Origin of the sequence: Corynebacterium sp. HS2168-gen11, assembly GCF_024834075.1 — a bacterium.
Lineage (GTDB): Bacteria > Actinomycetota > Actinomycetes > Mycobacteriales > Mycobacteriaceae > Corynebacterium.
Map to the genome: position 1 here is coordinate 253,068 of NZ_JANUXR010000001.1, position 14,271 is coordinate 267,338.

General features: G+C 49.8%; 17 protein-coding genes and 1 tRNA gene. 5 read left to right on the forward strand and 13 right to left on the reverse strand.

Translation table 11 applies throughout. The annotated features are described in order from the left end of the window. Positions 1-45 precede the first annotated feature (45 nt). Complete coding sequence (locus NXS99_RS01085) at positions 46-390, forward strand: DUF5997 family protein (RefSeq protein ID WP_259286881.1); 345 nt, start codon at positions 46-48, stop codon at positions 388-390. A gap of 40 nt (positions 391-430) precedes the next feature. Here NXS99_RS01085 and NXS99_RS01090 read toward each other — a convergent pair whose 3' ends face one another. From NXS99_RS01090 to glyA, 3 genes are all read right to left on the reverse strand, one after another. Further along, the gene (locus tag NXS99_RS01090) at positions 431-1,099 is read right to left on the reverse strand and encodes an aminotransferase class IV (RefSeq protein WP_259286823.1); all 669 of its coding nucleotides are present in this window, start codon (positions 1,097-1,099) and stop codon (positions 431-433) included. Then, positions 1,099-3,039 carry an aminodeoxychorismate synthase component I gene (gene pabB, locus NXS99_RS01095; RefSeq protein ID WP_259286824.1) on the reverse strand — a complete coding sequence of 647 codons (1,941 nt, stop codon included), beginning with the start codon at positions 3,037-3,039 and terminating at the stop codon, positions 1,099-1,101. Before pabB ends, NXS99_RS01090 begins: the two co-directional genes overlap by 1 nt. Before the next feature lie 170 nt (positions 3,040-3,209). After that, complete coding sequence (glyA, locus tag NXS99_RS01100) at positions 3,210-4,493, reverse strand: serine hydroxymethyltransferase (protein ID WP_259286825.1); 1,284 nt, start codon at positions 4,491-4,493, stop codon at positions 3,210-3,212. 202 nt (positions 4,494-4,695) lie between these two features. On the opposite strand from glyA, the gene coaA reads away from it, so the two are divergent. After that, positions 4,696-5,622, forward strand: coding sequence for a type I pantothenate kinase (coaA, locus tag NXS99_RS01105; protein ID WP_259286826.1), 927 nt, complete (start codon positions 4,696-4,698; stop codon positions 5,620-5,622). On the opposite strand, the gene NXS99_RS01110 is transcribed toward coaA, so the two are convergent. From NXS99_RS01110 to mca, 4 genes are read right to left on the reverse strand one after another with little or no spacing between them, the layout of a single operon-like run. Beyond that, the gene (locus NXS99_RS01110) at positions 5,619-6,122 is read right to left on the reverse strand and encodes a flavodoxin domain-containing protein (RefSeq protein ID WP_259286827.1); all 504 of its coding nucleotides are present in this window, start codon (positions 6,120-6,122) and stop codon (positions 5,619-5,621) included. The two genes, coaA and NXS99_RS01110, sit on opposite strands and share 4 nt — an antisense overlap. 10 nt (positions 6,123-6,132) lie before the next feature. Beyond that, a complete protein-coding gene (locus tag NXS99_RS01115) occupies positions 6,133-6,906 on the reverse strand; it encodes an isoprenyl transferase (RefSeq protein WP_259286828.1) in 774 nt (257 codons plus the stop codon). A 7-nt stretch (positions 6,907-6,913) separates the two neighbouring features. Further along, complete coding sequence (locus NXS99_RS01120; RefSeq protein WP_259286829.1) at positions 6,914-7,189, reverse strand: hypothetical protein; 276 nt, start codon at positions 7,187-7,189, stop codon at positions 6,914-6,916. Positions 7,190-7,248: 59 nt separating this feature from the next. After that, positions 7,249-8,103, reverse strand: coding sequence for a mycothiol conjugate amidase Mca (gene mca, locus NXS99_RS01125; protein WP_259286830.1), 855 nt, complete (start codon positions 8,101-8,103; stop codon positions 7,249-7,251). Between the two features lie 194 nt (positions 8,104-8,297). Here mca and NXS99_RS01130 point away from each other — a divergent pair, with 194 nt between their 5' ends. The 3 genes from NXS99_RS01130 to NXS99_RS01140 all read left to right on the forward strand — a co-directional run bounded on the left by NXS99_RS01130 (position 8,298) and on the right by NXS99_RS01140 (position 9,853). Then, positions 8,298-8,717, forward strand: a complete 420-nt coding sequence (locus tag NXS99_RS01130) for a DUF4307 domain-containing protein (protein WP_259286831.1) — start codon at positions 8,298-8,300, stop codon at positions 8,715-8,717. Between the two features lie 122 nt (positions 8,718-8,839). Further along, complete coding sequence (greA, locus tag NXS99_RS01135) at positions 8,840-9,361, forward strand: transcription elongation factor GreA (protein ID WP_259286832.1); 522 nt, start codon at positions 8,840-8,842, stop codon at positions 9,359-9,361. 9 nt (positions 9,362-9,370) lie between these two features. Beyond that, positions 9,371-9,853, forward strand: coding sequence for a hypothetical protein (locus NXS99_RS01140; RefSeq protein WP_259286833.1), 483 nt, complete (start codon positions 9,371-9,373; stop codon positions 9,851-9,853). Positions 9,854-9,944: 91 nt separating this feature from the next. On the opposite strand, the gene NXS99_RS01145 is transcribed toward NXS99_RS01140, so the two are convergent. From NXS99_RS01145 to NXS99_RS01170, 6 genes are all read right to left on the reverse strand, one after another. Continuing rightward, positions 9,945-10,751, reverse strand: coding sequence for a Bax inhibitor-1/YccA family protein (locus tag NXS99_RS01145; RefSeq protein ID WP_259286834.1), 807 nt, complete (start codon positions 10,749-10,751; stop codon positions 9,945-9,947). Between the two features lie 201 nt (positions 10,752-10,952). Continuing rightward, entirely contained in the window at positions 10,953-11,957 is a 1,005-nt protein-coding gene (locus NXS99_RS01150) for an AraC family transcriptional regulator (protein ID WP_259286835.1), read from the reverse strand. Between the two features lie 78 nt (positions 11,958-12,035). After that, on the reverse strand, positions 12,036-12,215 hold the full coding sequence (locus NXS99_RS01155; protein ID WP_259286836.1) for a hypothetical protein: 180 nt from the start codon (positions 12,213-12,215) through the stop codon (positions 12,036-12,038). 328 nt (positions 12,216-12,543) lie between these two features. Beyond that, positions 12,544-12,620, reverse strand: a tRNA-Leu gene (locus tag NXS99_RS01160). Between the two features lie 57 nt (positions 12,621-12,677). Further along, the gene (locus NXS99_RS01165; RefSeq protein WP_259286837.1) at positions 12,678-13,631 is read right to left on the reverse strand and encodes a Ppx/GppA phosphatase family protein; all 954 of its coding nucleotides are present in this window, start codon (positions 13,629-13,631) and stop codon (positions 12,678-12,680) included. 37 nt (positions 13,632-13,668) lie between these two features. Then, entirely contained in the window at positions 13,669-14,241 is a 573-nt protein-coding gene (locus NXS99_RS01170) for a DUF501 domain-containing protein (RefSeq protein ID WP_259286838.1), read from the reverse strand. Between the last annotated feature and the right edge of the window lie 30 nt (positions 14,242-14,271).

Below are 14,271 nucleotides of genomic sequence, written 5' to 3' on the forward strand. Positions count from 1 at the left end.
AGAGATGTGAATGAAGAATCTGTACGTCAGCCGTCGGGCACGGCAATGAAGCCCCAGACCGCCGCAAAGAAGCTTGGCATCTATTTGCCAGCAACGCCAGAGGAGTTCCAAGCGAACGCTTTGACCCATGACGAATTTGTCGCGCTCCAAACCGAACCACCAACCTGGTTGCAAGATTTGCGACGCGAAGGACCACATCCACGTCCAGTCGTGGCTCAAAAACTTGGCATTACCATTGCCGCATTAAAGCGCAATGATATGGATAAGCCACTGACCACTGCAGAGATCAAAGCGCTGTTAGCTGATCAACCGGATTGGTTGCGTGCCGCACGTACTGCTTTGGCAGAAAGTCGCGCAGAAGCCCTCCAAGAACCTACCGACAAAGCCTAACCACTCCCCGCCTGCATCTAAAGATTGGATGCAGGCGTTTTTATATCTGCGTGGCAGTAATTGATTCGTATGCGTGTTGGAGTTCTTGCCACTGGGTATGGGCTGGAAGTTCGTATGCTCCAATACGTGTCACTGGTGTCCAGCCAAGACGAGCATTCCCGTAGGCCACGGGAATAGTGCGAAGGTCTTGAATAGAACATACGGCTGGTTCAAGTGCTCCACAGACTTCAGCTGTCAGGGCAACCGTAATCGAAGGTAAATGCGGATGGGCACTGATCTGCCAGCGACCATCGCGATACCACACGAGTGCACCAAATCCTGCTTCGATCACCGTCCCTTGCGCAGTACACAACACAAGATCATCGCAGCCATGCGCATGCGCCTGGGCGACTTGTTGGCGTTGGTAGTGAAGATCCCAACCTTTGTATTCTGGCCGTTGGCGTTGATCTGGCTGTGCCATTTGCCATAATGCGGTGGTCAGACGCGGTGGCGGTAGTTCGCGCAACTGGACTGAGGTTGTTGCAGTGGCAATGTCATAGCTCCATTGGGGAAACCACATGCCAGTTGCCGGCAGAGGTTCCATCAGGTCAGCTACCGTTGGCACATTGCCACCGATGCGCGCGATTGTGCCGCGAAAGCGTGCTAGATGCAGCTCAAGGCCACGAATACTGCCATTGCGCAGCGCAAAGGAATCGATAATGGTACGCATTACTGCTCAGGGAATTCTTGGCCGATCAGATGCAAAAATGGTGCAGCTTTAGTCATAATTTCGCGATATTCAGTTTCGGGATCGCTCACAGCCAAAATGGCACCACCAACCCCGTAGCGAATCTCATTGCCCTGGCACACAAGGGTACGAATCACCATTGAGAGATCCATTGCCCCATCGAAGCCAATATAGCCCAGTGCGCCAGAATAGATGCCACGAGCTGCGCCTTCCAAGTCGTCGATAAGCTCCATTGTGCGAATTTTCGGAGCCCCTGTCATTGACCCACCAGGGAAGGTTGCGCGGATGACGTCGACAAGCGTGGCTTCTGGTGCCAATGTTGCGGTGATGGTACTGACCAGTTGATGCACGGTCGCGAAGGTTTCGACCTGGCAGAAACGTTCCACCGCAACGCTGTGTGGTGCTGCAACGCGAGTGAGATCGTTGCGTACCAGGTCAACGATCATGAGATTTTCGGCACGATCTTTGGTATTCGTCGCAAGATCTTCCCGTAACTGTGCATCACGCACTGGATCCTTCGCGCGAGCCCGGGTTCCCTTAATAGGGCGTGATTCGAGCACGCCTTGAGCCGTGACCCGCAAGAACCGTTCTGGCGAGCTCGACATCACCACCGTTTCCCCACAACGCAGCAAGGCACCAAATGGAGCGGGACTATGCTCGCGCAGACGCTGATAGGCAGCCACTGGATCAAAAGTTTCAGCGGTGGCCATCAGTTGCGTGGTCAAACAAATCTCATAGCTTTCACCTGCCACAATGGCGTCCTGGCAGCGCGCAATTGCAGCGAGATATTCAGCCTTGGTGTGCTGTGCCCGCAGATTGGACACTTCAATCGCAGGTTGTGGAGCAGAGACAGGTGCTGGTACCTGTGTGGAAGCATGAAGAAGACAACTGCGGAGCTGTGTTGCCCACTGCAATTGTTCTGTGCGAGTTTCAGGGCGCGTGCGATCCCAGGCCACCAGAATATAACTGCGTTGCGTGCGATGATTCACAGCCACCATACGATCGGCAAGTTGGAAATATACGCGAGGTTCGCGGCTTTGGTGCCGATCACTACCGCCCACATCGGCTTTTAATTCATAGCTGATATATCCAACCCAGCCGAGGGTAAAATCTAAGCCGGTGTGTGCAACCGCTGATGTGTCCACCGGCAGGTGCAAATGCTCAAGCACATCCAGATGCTCACCGGTAATCACCGTTGCCAAAGGCCCCTCGCCAAAGCCGAGATAGGAACATGCACCATCACTATGGCTACGATCGCTGGAATCTAAGAAAAATGAGGCAGCTTCCAGATGATTTTCAAGTGCTACTTCGTGGTCGATTTCAAGCGTTTCGACGACGTACCGTTGCCCACTATGAGCGGCGAGGGTTAAAAAGTTTCGGATTAAGGTGCGGCCATCAAATCCCCCGATAGATTCGGGATGAAACTGCACGCCCCATTGTGGTCGATCGCGATGTGCCAAGGCCATTGGAATGCCATCGGCCGTACGGGCGGTCACCATAAGCTGCGGTGGGATTGGATCCGCTATTAAGGAATGGTAGCGAACCACCGACAGTGGTGAAGGAAGATCGGCAAATAGTCCAGTGCCATCATGGGTAATCTCAGAAAGTTGACCATGGACTGGTTCAGGGGCAAGTGCGGTACCACCGCCGTGGGCATAGGCTAATGCTTGATGTCCCAAGCAGATGCCAAGCATTGGGATTTCGCAGGTTTGGAGAATGTTTAAGCTACTGCCGATATCAGCTGGGTTGTCTACCCGACCGGGACCTGGTGAAAGGATAATGGCATCGAATGTCGCCAAATAACTTGGAGAAAACTCCTCGGTGTAGTCACGAACCGTTGGGCGCACACCAGTGACATCCTCAACATAGGCGGCAATATTAAACGTAAAAGAATCACGATGGTCGATAATGAGGACGTTCACACTATGAAACCTAGAGTAATGATAGGGAAACTGCAACACTTATGCGGCGGTGGTGGTGAGCGGTAGCCAGCACGAGTATCAATATGTTCGCTCCTCCCCCAGCCTCAATGAATAAACGCGGGCAGTTGATATCGCTATCAGCTACCCGCGTCAGATTCAGAATAAGAAAATTAGAGCATCTTCCATTCTTCTAGACCGTCATACAGTGGATACTGTTCAGCAAGGGCGCGAACACGATCATTCAGTTCCTGCGTTGGCGTTGCACCAGTTAATGCTTCGGCAATAATATCTGCCACGGCGCTAAAGCCAGCAGCGTCAAAACCGCGCGTCGCCAATGCTGGGGTACCAATGCGCAGACCAGAAGTGACCATTGGTGGACGAGGGTCAAATGGAACCGAGTTACGGTTAACAGTGATACCAACTTCATGCAGCAAATCTTCTGCCTGCTGACCATCCAGGGCCGAGTTGCGCAGATCAACTAAGACCAAGTGGACATCGGTGCCACCAGTTAAGACATCCACGCCTGCGGCCTTGCAATCCGCAGCCATCAAACGCTCAGCAATAATCTTTGCACCCTCTAAGGTACGCTCCTGGCGTTCCTTGAACTCTGGAGTACCAGCAATCTTCATGGCAACGGCCTTCGCAGCAACTGCGTGTACCAGTGGGCCACCTTGCTGACCAGGGAACACAGCAGAATTCAGCTTCTTGCCATATTCTTCCTTAGCCAGAATCATGCCGGAACGTGGACCGCCTAAGGTCTTATGCACCGTGGTGGAGACAACATCAGCAAACGGCACTGGATTTGGATGCAAACCAGCTGCAACCAGACCAGCGAAGTGTGCCATATCAACCCACAACTTTGCGCCAACTTCGTCTGCAATCGAACGGAATGCAGCAAAGTCCAAATGGCGTGGATATGCCGACCAACCAGCAATCAACACCTGTGGACGCTCAGCAAGCGCTTGCTCACGCAGTTTATCCATATCAATACGGAAGGTATCAGCTTCAACCTGATACGCTGCTACTTCATAGAGCTTGCCAGAGAAGTTCAGGTGCATACCGTGAGTCAGGTGTCCACCATGCGCCAACGAAAGGCCCATGATCTTATCCCCCGGGTTTGCCAATGCCATTAACACAGCAGCATTTGCTTGTGCACCAGCATGTGGCTGAACATTGGCAAATTCTGCACCAAAGAGTGCTTTCGCGCGGTCACGTGCAAGGTCTTCAACAACATCAGCATGCTCGCAACCACCATAATAACGGCGGCCAGGATAACCTTCAGCATACTTATTCGTAAACACAGAACCTTGTGCCTGCAAAACTGCACGTGGCACAAAGTTTTCTGAAGCAATCATTTCCAGGGTGTGACGCTGGCGAGCAAGCTCACCATGAATAGCCCCAGCAACTTCTGGATCAAGTTCGTCGAGTGACTGGTAACGGATGTCATTCGTCATAGAAAGACACTTACACCTTTCATCATTATGGAGTTCATGTTGGCACAGATATGCCGACAGCAGGATTTCTTGCTTAGAGCATAACCTACCATGTAGGAAATAATAGACTTCCAGTTACACGATAGCGAACGCGATTGCACAACAGGGGGCTTTTGGCCACATTATTTGCCCCAAGTAGTCCTCCATTGCAACAATAGAACACATGTCCCGCCTTCATGACACCAGTCCTTATTTGGACTTCGACCGCAACACATGGCGGGACCTGCGCGAATCATTTCCGCAAGTGCTCACCGAATCAGAATTAGAAGCACTGCGCGGTATTGGAGAAAATATTGACTTAACCGAGGTCGCAGAAGTATATCTGCCGCTTTCACGCCTGATTCATTTACAAGTTTTAGCGCGACAAGAATTGTCCACCGTCACTGAAACCTTTTTAGGTGAATCTGGACACCATGTGCCATTTATTATTGGCATTGCAGGATCAGTGGCCGTCGGAAAGTCAACAACTGCCAGGTTGCTGCAAGTATTATTACAACGTTGGCCATCGCATCCGCATGTTGATCTTGTTACCACTGATGGATTTTTATATCCAGCAGATGTGCTGCGAAGCCGCGATATGATGCAGCGCAAAGGATATCCCGAAAGCTATGACCAGCGCGCCTTATTGCGTTTTGTTACCGATGTTAAATCAGGGAAATCGCAGGTCCAAGCACCGGTTTACTCTCATACTCTCTATGACCGCGTACCAGGGGAATTTTTAACCGTTGATCACCCCGATATTTTGATCGTGGAAGGCCTTAACGTACTCCAACCTGGCCCAAGCTTAGCCATTAGCGATCTGTTTGACTTCTCGGTGTATGTAGATGCGAAAACTGAAGATATTGAGCGCTGGTATATTGAGCGTTTCTTGGAACTACGTTCCACCGCGTTTCGCGCGCCGGGAGCACATTTTTCGCATTTCGCACAGCTTTCCGACGCTAAAGCTATTGCCGAAGCGCGAGCAATTTGGCAAACAATTAACCTGCCAAACTTAGTGGAAAATATCTTGCCAACCCGGATTCGTGCCTCTCTTGTATTATCAAAAGGCAGCGATCACAGTGTGCAACGAGTCCGCATGCGCAAGATTTAATGCTGTTCAACCCAGGCGATAATAGGCTCTAATTCTGAAAAATCAACATCGTCAATATCTTGCCCATAGCCGCGCACAATATTTTCTTCCGCAATATTGCGCCGTGGCTTGACTTTCAAGGCTGCGACAAGAGAGGTCAGCACAGCTTTATGCTTGGTGCGCAATTTCGAATACTGCAATGCCCCTGGCAAATAAAAATGTGCAACATCCACGCTTTTCCCAATGATATCTTGATCTCGCGCAGTTCGTAAGGGAGTCATGCCCACAATTGCCAGGGCAATATTTCTTGGCTGAGTAAACGTGTGTTTGTGTTCATGATACCAATTCACTGCTGGCACGAACGGGCCATGAATATAGCTTATTACCACCACTGGTGTGCCGTCATCTGGCAAAGGATCTGCAAAACTTTGCGCAATACCTCCGACTCTGGCAGCTAATGCTTCAGCATAGGTTTGAGAAGATCCATACGCTGATTCATACAGGATATACGCGGTATGCATGCAAATACTCTTACTTTCCAAAACGCCGTGAACGTTTCGAATAATCACGCAGTGCACGCAAGAAGTCGAGACGTCGAAAAGCAGGCCAATATGTTTCGGTAAACCAAATCTCAGAATATGCTGCCTGCCAGAGCATAAATCCAGAAAGTCGCTGTTCACCGGAGGTACGAATCACCAAATCCGGATCAGGTTGGCCAGAGGTGTACAAATGCGAAGAAATAGAATCTGCAGTAATCGCCTGTGCAATCTCAGCCGCAGGGGTTCCTTTGTCTACTTCCGACTGGATGAGCTCTTGAACTGCATCAACAATTTCTTGCCTGCCCCCATACCCAACTGCCACATTAACGGTAATGCCGGTATTATGTTCCGTTGTCGCTGCTGCAGTTTGTAGACGCGTAGAAATATGTTCCGGCAACAAATTAAGATGGCCGACTAACCGCACTCGGCAATCCCGCGCTGGCGCGGAGAGCTCATCGACGACATCCCCAATGATGTCCAGCAACAACTGTAATTCCTCTGCTTCACGACGCAGGTTTTCCGTCGAAAGCAAATAAATGGTCACTAATTCAACATCGGTGTCTTTGCACCATGAGACCATTTCGCCAATCTTATGCGCACCCACGCGGTGCCCATGACTGACATCAATAAAACCAGCTTCACGAGCCCAGCGTCGATTGCCATCGCACATGATCGCAACGTGACTTGGCTGTTTCATCCCAGCAATTTCTCGCATGAGTCGCCGCTCATATGCTGGGTAGAGCAGTTCTGGTAAAGAAAATTTCATGTGAGAATTAGAACCAATGCTTCTTCCGCTGGTCTAAGACTCCAGCTTTTGCCATTGCCGCATCCACGGCTTGTTCGTCAAAAACATCAATCCCATGCGCTTCGGCAAATAACCTGCGGCGATTCAACCGTGAGTAGCGGCGATGAAATGCCCAACCGATAAATAATACGGCGACTAATAATGCCACCAACACCAACCAGCCAATCGGCGAAGCTTTACCAAACTCACTGCCAACTGGTCCAGCCCCTTGCTGTGCAAGGATCACGACTGTTGCTATATCCACGAACGTCTTCTTTCACACATATATGTCACTCTGTAGCACTCTAGTATATCTGGATTTCACTACGATAAACCAGCAAAAAGATCACATTCTGGCAACTGGGTTGTCACGCGACTACACGCCAGTTCAAATTCTTCGGTCGGCCAATATTGTTGTTGCACAGCAACTGGCGTTGCGACGAAGAAACCAGATGGATCAATTTGCGTTGCATGGGCGCGTAAGGCGCGATCGCGATGCTCGAAGTATTCATGAGCATCGACTTGAGTAGTGACACGTTGCATAATATCGGCGCGATCATCACCCCAGCGTTGCAATAATTCCGTGTATGGGCTTGGCTCACCTGCAGCTAGAGCGACATTATGGAAAATTTCCATGCGCTTGCGAATAAATCCGTGCGTATAATACAGCTTCTTTGGTTCAAAGGCAGTACCCAATTCAGGATGATAGGCAGGATCACCTGCTACTTCCCACGCAGCCATAGACACTTCATGGACTTTGAGATGGTCAGGATGTGGGTAACCACCATTTTCGTCGTACGTAATGATAACTTCTGGCTGAAAATCTCGCATAATAGCAACGATTTTGCGCACCACTTCATCGGTATCCGCCAACGCAAAGCAGCCTTGTGGCAATGGTGGGCGCGGATCACCTTCTGGTAAGCCAGAATCAACATAGCCAAGCCACATATGCTCAATACCTAATTCAGCAGCAGCCTGTGCCATTTCTTCTTTTCGAACAGCCGCAATATTCTCACGCACATACGGGGTATCACAGGCAGGATTGAGCACATCGCCGCGTTCGCCACCAGTACAGGTCACCACCAGGACGCGATGGCCTTCTGCAACATAGCGGGCCATTGTTGCAGCGCCTTTGCTGGACTCATCATCAGGATGAGCGTGGATTGCAAGAATGCGCATTGGTGTTCTCACCGTCCTTGGTCTGTGAATAGAGGTATGGGTAGGAGCCAAGCCTACCAAATGATGGTTCCAACAATAGCCAAGGTTTCATGTCTTCCCCAATCGCGACTAGGATAGCGAGTAATACATCACGATTGTGCTGACGTATCTCTAGCACTGATTGTGTTCAATTCCGCATCAAGGAGTGTCGTTCGTTGGCTACCCGTACTCGCTATTCAGGGACTACTGCACCACAATCTCAGGTGAGCGGCAAGATCGCTGCCATTTTTGTCCTAGTGTTGGTGCTAGCATTTGTAGTGGCATTCGCAAAGTTTTTGCGCACGACTGATCAACAGCCAGTCAATATTTCGTTTGCTTCAGCAGAAATGATCGATGATTCATCTATTAAGATCATCGCTGATATTTCCCGCAAGGACACTTCTGTTCCTTCGTATTGCATTGTCACAGCATTGAATTATTCCATGGCTGAGGTGGGACGCCGTGAGGTGTATGTTCCAGCTGGTGGCGATAGCGTTGCTCGTTGGGAAATTATCGTACCAACGCGTAGTGAAGCAGTTTCTGGTAAAGCCTACGGTTGTAGCGAAAAGATTCCGTTTTATCTTTCCACCAAATAATTCCTGTGGTTCTCCACCTGTAGTGTAGTGTGGTAGAATTCCGAACAGTATTTTCTTGTAGGCCCCATCTGTTGGGGCCTCAAAAATTCGCTTACCGATCATATCAAAAGGGTCATCACGTCATGTCAGAAAACACCAAGCAATATATCACTCCTGAAACCAAAGCAAAGCTTGAAGAAGAGCTCAATGCGCTGATTGCTCACCGCCCAGTGGTTGCCGCTGAAATTAACGAGCGTCGCGAAGAAGGCGACCTGAAAGAAAACGCTGGTTACGATGCTGCTCGTGAAATGCAGGATCAAGAAGAAGCGCGTATTAAGCAAATCTCTGAGATCTTGGCGAACTCCACCACCGAGCGTGCAGGCATTGTTGAAGGTGTGGCTTATGTTGGCTCGGTTGTGCACGTGTATTACAACGATGACAAGTCCGATAAAGAGACCTTCTTGATCGGTACTCGTGCAGCAGCTTCTGATAATAAGGATCTGGAAACATATTCTGAGCAGTCTCCACTTGGTGCTGCTATTTTGGGTGCGCAAGAAGGCGAAACTCGCGAATACACCGCACCAAATGGCAACGTTATCAAGGTAACTTTAGTCTCTGCTGAGCCTTATGACTCCACTAAGGCCGCTACCCTGCGTCAAAGCTAAACGATACGCGTGACGAACTCTTTGCAACGACTGCACACTTTTGTCGGCTGTGCAGTCGTTTTCCTATGCCTGAGCGGTTGCAGTCCAGCATTAGAAGTTGATTCATCAGTCAAGCAGCAAACTGCGCTCTCAGCAACCGCGTTACCAGCTGCCTTGAAACCAGCAGCAACAACCGCACCAGCATCTGGGTTACAGGCGTTACGCACGCGAGCTGCGACTGCTACCCCACCGACATCACGAGAGCCTGGCATTATTGATTGCATCGGCCCTGCTGTTGTGAAACCAACTCAATTGCAACTGCGCTGCAATGATGCTGCGATGATCACGATGCTTACCTGGGAGCAATGGGATCATCAGCAAGCCCAGGCAACCGGTTTGCTTGACGATACACCAGTGACGGTTGTCTTTGATACTCCTCTGCAAACGCCGCAAGGTTGGATTTTCACCCATGGGTATATCAATGACACCCCTGTATTGAACTATCAAATGTAACTGTGACTGCCGGTTGCACGGTGGCCAACGACGAAAGCGGTGTGGAACCTCATCTTGGTTCCACACCGCTTTCGGATTCTAGCAAAGTGTATTAGCTGCGGTTAAAGTAGCTCAACAGGCGCAGGATCTCGGTGTAGAGCCATACGACGGTCACTGCCAAGCCTAATGCCACACCCCAAGCGTTCTTTGCTGGTGCGCCTTGACGGATAAGCTTTTCAGCAACGTCAAAGTCTTGCAGGAAGCTCATTGCTGCCAGACCAATGCAAACCAACGAGAATCCGATCGCTACGACACCGCCATCGCGCAACGCGTTGCCGAATCCAAACATGGCGAAGATGAAGTTACCTAGTGCCAAAATTGCGACGCCAACAATTGCACCAGTCAGCATCTTGGTAAACCGTGGGGTAACCTTGACTGCGCCAGACTTGTAGGCATAGAGCATGCCGACGAATACACCCAAGGTGCCCAAAATCGCTTGACCAATCAGGGAACCGGCATTACCAGACCCTTGGCTAAAGCCAGATACAAGCAAAGAAAAACCACCAACGAACAGGCCTTCAAATGCCGCATAGGCTAAGGTCACTGGAGCAGAATTGTATTTCTTACCGAAAGTTGCAATCAAAACGGTGACAAATCCACCGATCATGCCAATCATGGTTAACCCAAGTGCCAGCGGCAAGGATACTAAGGAAACTGCAAAGGTCACCAATGCGAAGGCAATAATCACACCAAGTGTGAGACCGGTTTTGGTGACGACATCGTCAACGGTCATTGGTCGTTCGGTTTGAATTGGTGCGTGATAAAGATTGGTGTTGACTTGTGCGCCATATTCGCCATAATACTGAGGCTGTTGTTGTGAGCCTGCTAGGGAATTCAGTACTGGGTTGCTACTACGCATCAGTGACGTCACGATCCTTTCATCTGGGACGATGCTGTCTGTTGAGGTCCTTGTGTACAAAGACGTTTCAGACAACATTCTATGTTCATACTTGTTCAACGGTCCACTTGTAATTTTAGTTCCCGCCGAACTGTTTTCACTACACAAGCAGTGTGGGCGTATGTGCATAGAGATTCGCTGGTGTACAAGCAACGCGAGGAATCAGACTAGCGTCGACAAGCTCTCTGCTTCGAGTGATAACGCTGGCACAAGTGTGCGACGCTCGGCTTCGGCAACGTCACCACACACGCGCAAATCGTTGCATTGCAGTGCATTGTGGAGTGCGGCAGGATCATCGCCATCGAAATCCAGTGGTACTGGCAGTGCGACGGAACCAGCCGAGACGTCTAAACGAGTATTGGTGCCAGCTAAAATGGTGACAATTTCGCCTTGTCCCATAAACCGGCAATAGCCAGTTGTAGTCACCGTTGCAGTACCTGTTGCCACCCATAACATGAGGTCTTGTTCGGCGCGAGCAAAGATTGTCATTGGCGCAATTTCGACTTTTCCGCTGGTGCTTCCTTTCATAAACGCCCCTGGTGTGGTGCCAGTATGGCGTTTAAATGCACGAATGAGACTGCTTGTTGCACCAAATCCAACATTTTTTGCAGCTTGAGCACTTGTATGTCCCTGTGCCAGCAAACGTACGGCGGCTGCCACACGAGTTGCGGCGCGCCATTCTGAAAATGGCAAGCCCGTTGATTGTAAGAATTGTCGTTGCAAAGTGCGCGAACTGACGTGGTACTGGGCTGCATATTCGATCAATTCTGTGGGATCAGCAGGATTAAGTTGCAAACGTGCTGCAACCGCGCTCGCAGCCTGACCAGTTGGCACTGGTGGTTCACAGAATTGAGAGACTTCCACAAGTGATGCAATTTCAGCAGTTGGCTGTAGTTGCCCTAATTGACAGCGAGAATATTCCGCGATCATACGCCATTGCCAATCTGAGCCGAGCTGGATTGCACGGGTTGGTCCAGAGCATGCAAACTCAGCATATTCGAATTCCAGCAAATGAGCTTCGGCAGATTTTGTAATTAACGCACCACGTGGAGCAATAATGAGATCGCCGGCTTTCACCGCAAGTACGCGATCAGCAGCGTTGACAATTGCATGTCCGCTCCAGCACCAGAGCAGTTTGGAAGTCGTATCGATATACACAACTTCCATTTCACCTTATATTGACAATTTACGCAACATTAATATTGCAAAAATATGTTCAAGTACGCACCAACAGTGGCACTTCCCTTAGGCCGATTGCCTATGCTGCGTACTTTGGTAGCTCAAACTTCGTGGAATCGGCTGATGTTCGCGCACATAATAACTTAGACGTTGATCATATGGATCATGCTCGAGAAAATAATACACATCGCTGCTATTGAGATCGCGAGTGTTATAAAGATCAGTTTTTGTAACAGTGGTAGTCATGTGTGCTCCTAGCAAAGGTTTGAATACTTCTCACAACAATAAAACTAAGAGTAGAAACTGTTACTGGAAATTATTTGTATCTTCTCTGGCAGAAAGCTGTGAATCTGTTCTTTCTGGCAAGCCATGCTTGTTTTGCACTATTTCACGCAGGCATCGCAGTGATGAACCGGCATGTTGACAGGAATGGGAAACAAAAGGAATTTCTGGGACTTCAAGCAATTCGAGCAGTGTGCATACTCAAAAGCATGCACATTTTGGCAATCACTTGATCTTCTTTGAAACTGTGGGGAGCTACTCAACCCACCTATTATTGAACAACCACATAAAGTGGTGCCCCCACTGGGACTCGAACCCAGACTGAATCGATTTTAAGTCGATTGCCTCTGCCGATTGGGCTATGGGGGCAACGTCACATTATTGTAGTAGATACTCCCTGTTTCACGAAACCATGCAGGTCAGTTACTATTTATCGGCAATCAAACACGCAATAATGCCATCTAGAATATCTTTTTCCGAAATAACAATCGATTCAAGCGGACCGCATTGTTCCAGAGCATCTAAAATTCCTAAGACCACCAATGCTCCACCTGCAAAAACATCCGCACGTCCGGGATGCATCACTGGCTGTGCGCCGCGTTGTGCTTCAGTCAAACGAATTTGCGCCAGGGCAAGTTCCCGTAGCTGTGCCACAGAAATGCGCGCATTATGAATTTCGGTTGGATCATATTCAGCCAATTGCAACGCCAGGGCGGCAAAGGTAGTAAACGTACCGGCACATCCCACAACAGTACGAGCAGCACATAGTGGAACATGCTGCTGTGCAAGCTCGATTTGTTGAGCAACGTAATGCTGCACTGCTGAAATTTCTGCAGGTAACGGTGGATCATGCTGTAAGAATCGTTCTGTTACACGCACACAGCCCATTTGTGTGGAATATGCCCCAGCAATCTCACCACTGCGCTTGCCGACGATAAACTCCGTGGATCCACCACCGAGATCAATCACGCACACCTCATCGGTGGTATCAGGCAGATCTAATGAAGCGCCAAGAAAGGATAATTGTGCTTCTTCTTCTCCAGAAATCACCTCTGCTTGGACACCAGCTTCGATTTCACCAAGCAGATCTGCGGTGAGTTGAAAGAATTCATCTCGATTGGCAGCATCGCGGGTTGCAGAAGTTGCCACCATGCGAACACGGCGAACGTCCAATTCATGCATGCGATCAACATAGTTTCGCAAGACTTGCTGGCAACGTTGTAGCGCCGCTGGGTCAAACATTCCAGTGGCGTCGACGGATTGTCCTAATCGAACCACTTCCATACGTCGCTCAAGCTCATGTAATCGACCATCGATGACTTCTACGATCAACAAGCGCAAAGAGTTCGTACCGCAATCAATAGCAGCATATCGGCTCATTCTGTGTTCCTTTTCCACGCAATGGCACAGGCGATGATTATGAGCGAGCAGCGTTCGATGGCGCTTCGGCTCGACTGAAATCAAATTGTGCCAGATCAATGCCCAGTTCAGCACAGGTTGGCCATGATTCTGGAATAGCAGTTCCGCGCAGGCCGGCATGTTCTGCTGCAAGTGCTACAGCTTCGGTACCCAAGCGAAAATGATCTGGGCCTTCGGCAAGTGCATAGGCGATTAATACATGCAGGCATTTCACGCGATCTGGCATGCCGCCGCCCGAAAAATCAGTACCGAGATCTTCTAAGGCATTGCGCTTTGCCAAAAAATATTCATGTGCAGCTCGATAATCTTGTGCCAGCTCTGCATCTTGCGTCAAGCGATTGGTCATCCATTTCATCACTTGGGCAACTTCAAGTCGTGATGCTTCAGCAGTCAGGCGTGGATCAGTGAGATAATACAGCGTTGGAAATGGAGTGCCGTCTTCTAATCGTGGCGATGTCATGACAACGCCTGGTTGTCCGTCTGGGCTGCGATAGGAAACTTCCACGACGCCACGTGGTTGGCGGCCGAGTTGGGCGGCAATGGCTGCAAGGTCTGCTTGATCTACACTCATGACAGGAATTTTAACCCACCACGTCGCTTC

What these genes read in the sequence shown, in the direction of transcription:
- greA (WP_259286832.1), top strand. Translation starts at nt 8,840, where the DNA reads ATGTCAGAAAACACCAAGCAATATATCACTCCTGAAACCAAAGCAAAG.
- NXS99_RS01170 (WP_259286838.1), bottom strand. Translation starts at nt 14,241, where the DNA reads ATGAGTGTAGATCAAGCAGACCTTGCAGCCATTGCCGCCCAACTCGGC.
- mca (WP_259286830.1), bottom strand. Translation starts at nt 8,103, where the DNA reads ATGCGCATTCTTGCAATCCACGCTCATCCTGATGATGAGTCCAGCAAA.
- NXS99_RS01155 (WP_259286836.1), bottom strand. Translation starts at nt 12,215, where the DNA reads ATGACTACCACTGTTACAAAAACTGATCTTTATAACACTCGCGATCTC.
- NXS99_RS01085 (WP_259286881.1), top strand. Translation starts at nt 46, where the DNA reads ATGAAGCCCCAGACCGCCGCAAAGAAGCTTGGCATCTATTTGCCAGCA.
- NXS99_RS01145 (WP_259286834.1), bottom strand. Translation starts at nt 10,751, where the DNA reads ATGCGTAGTAGCAACCCAGTACTGAATTCCCTAGCAGGCTCACAACAA.
- NXS99_RS01150 (WP_259286835.1), bottom strand. Translation starts at nt 11,957, where the DNA reads ATGGAAGTTGTGTATATCGATACGACTTCCAAACTGCTCTGGTGCTGG.
- NXS99_RS01090 (WP_259286823.1), bottom strand. Translation starts at nt 1,099, where the DNA reads ATGCGTACCATTATCGATTCCTTTGCGCTGCGCAATGGCAGTATTCGT.
- NXS99_RS01110 (WP_259286827.1), bottom strand. Translation starts at nt 6,122, where the DNA reads ATGCATACCGCGTATATCCTGTATGAATCAGCGTATGGATCTTCTCAA.
- glyA (WP_259286825.1), bottom strand. Translation starts at nt 4,493, where the DNA reads ATGACGAATGACATCCGTTACCAGTCACTCGACGAACTTGATCCAGAA.
- NXS99_RS01165 (WP_259286837.1), bottom strand. Translation starts at nt 13,631, where the DNA reads ATGAGCCGATATGCTGCTATTGATTGCGGTACGAACTCTTTGCGCTTG.
- NXS99_RS01115 (WP_259286828.1), bottom strand. Translation starts at nt 6,906, where the DNA reads ATGAAATTTTCTTTACCAGAACTGCTCTACCCAGCATATGAGCGGCGA.
- coaA (WP_259286826.1), top strand. Translation starts at nt 4,696, where the DNA reads ATGTCCCGCCTTCATGACACCAGTCCTTATTTGGACTTCGACCGCAAC.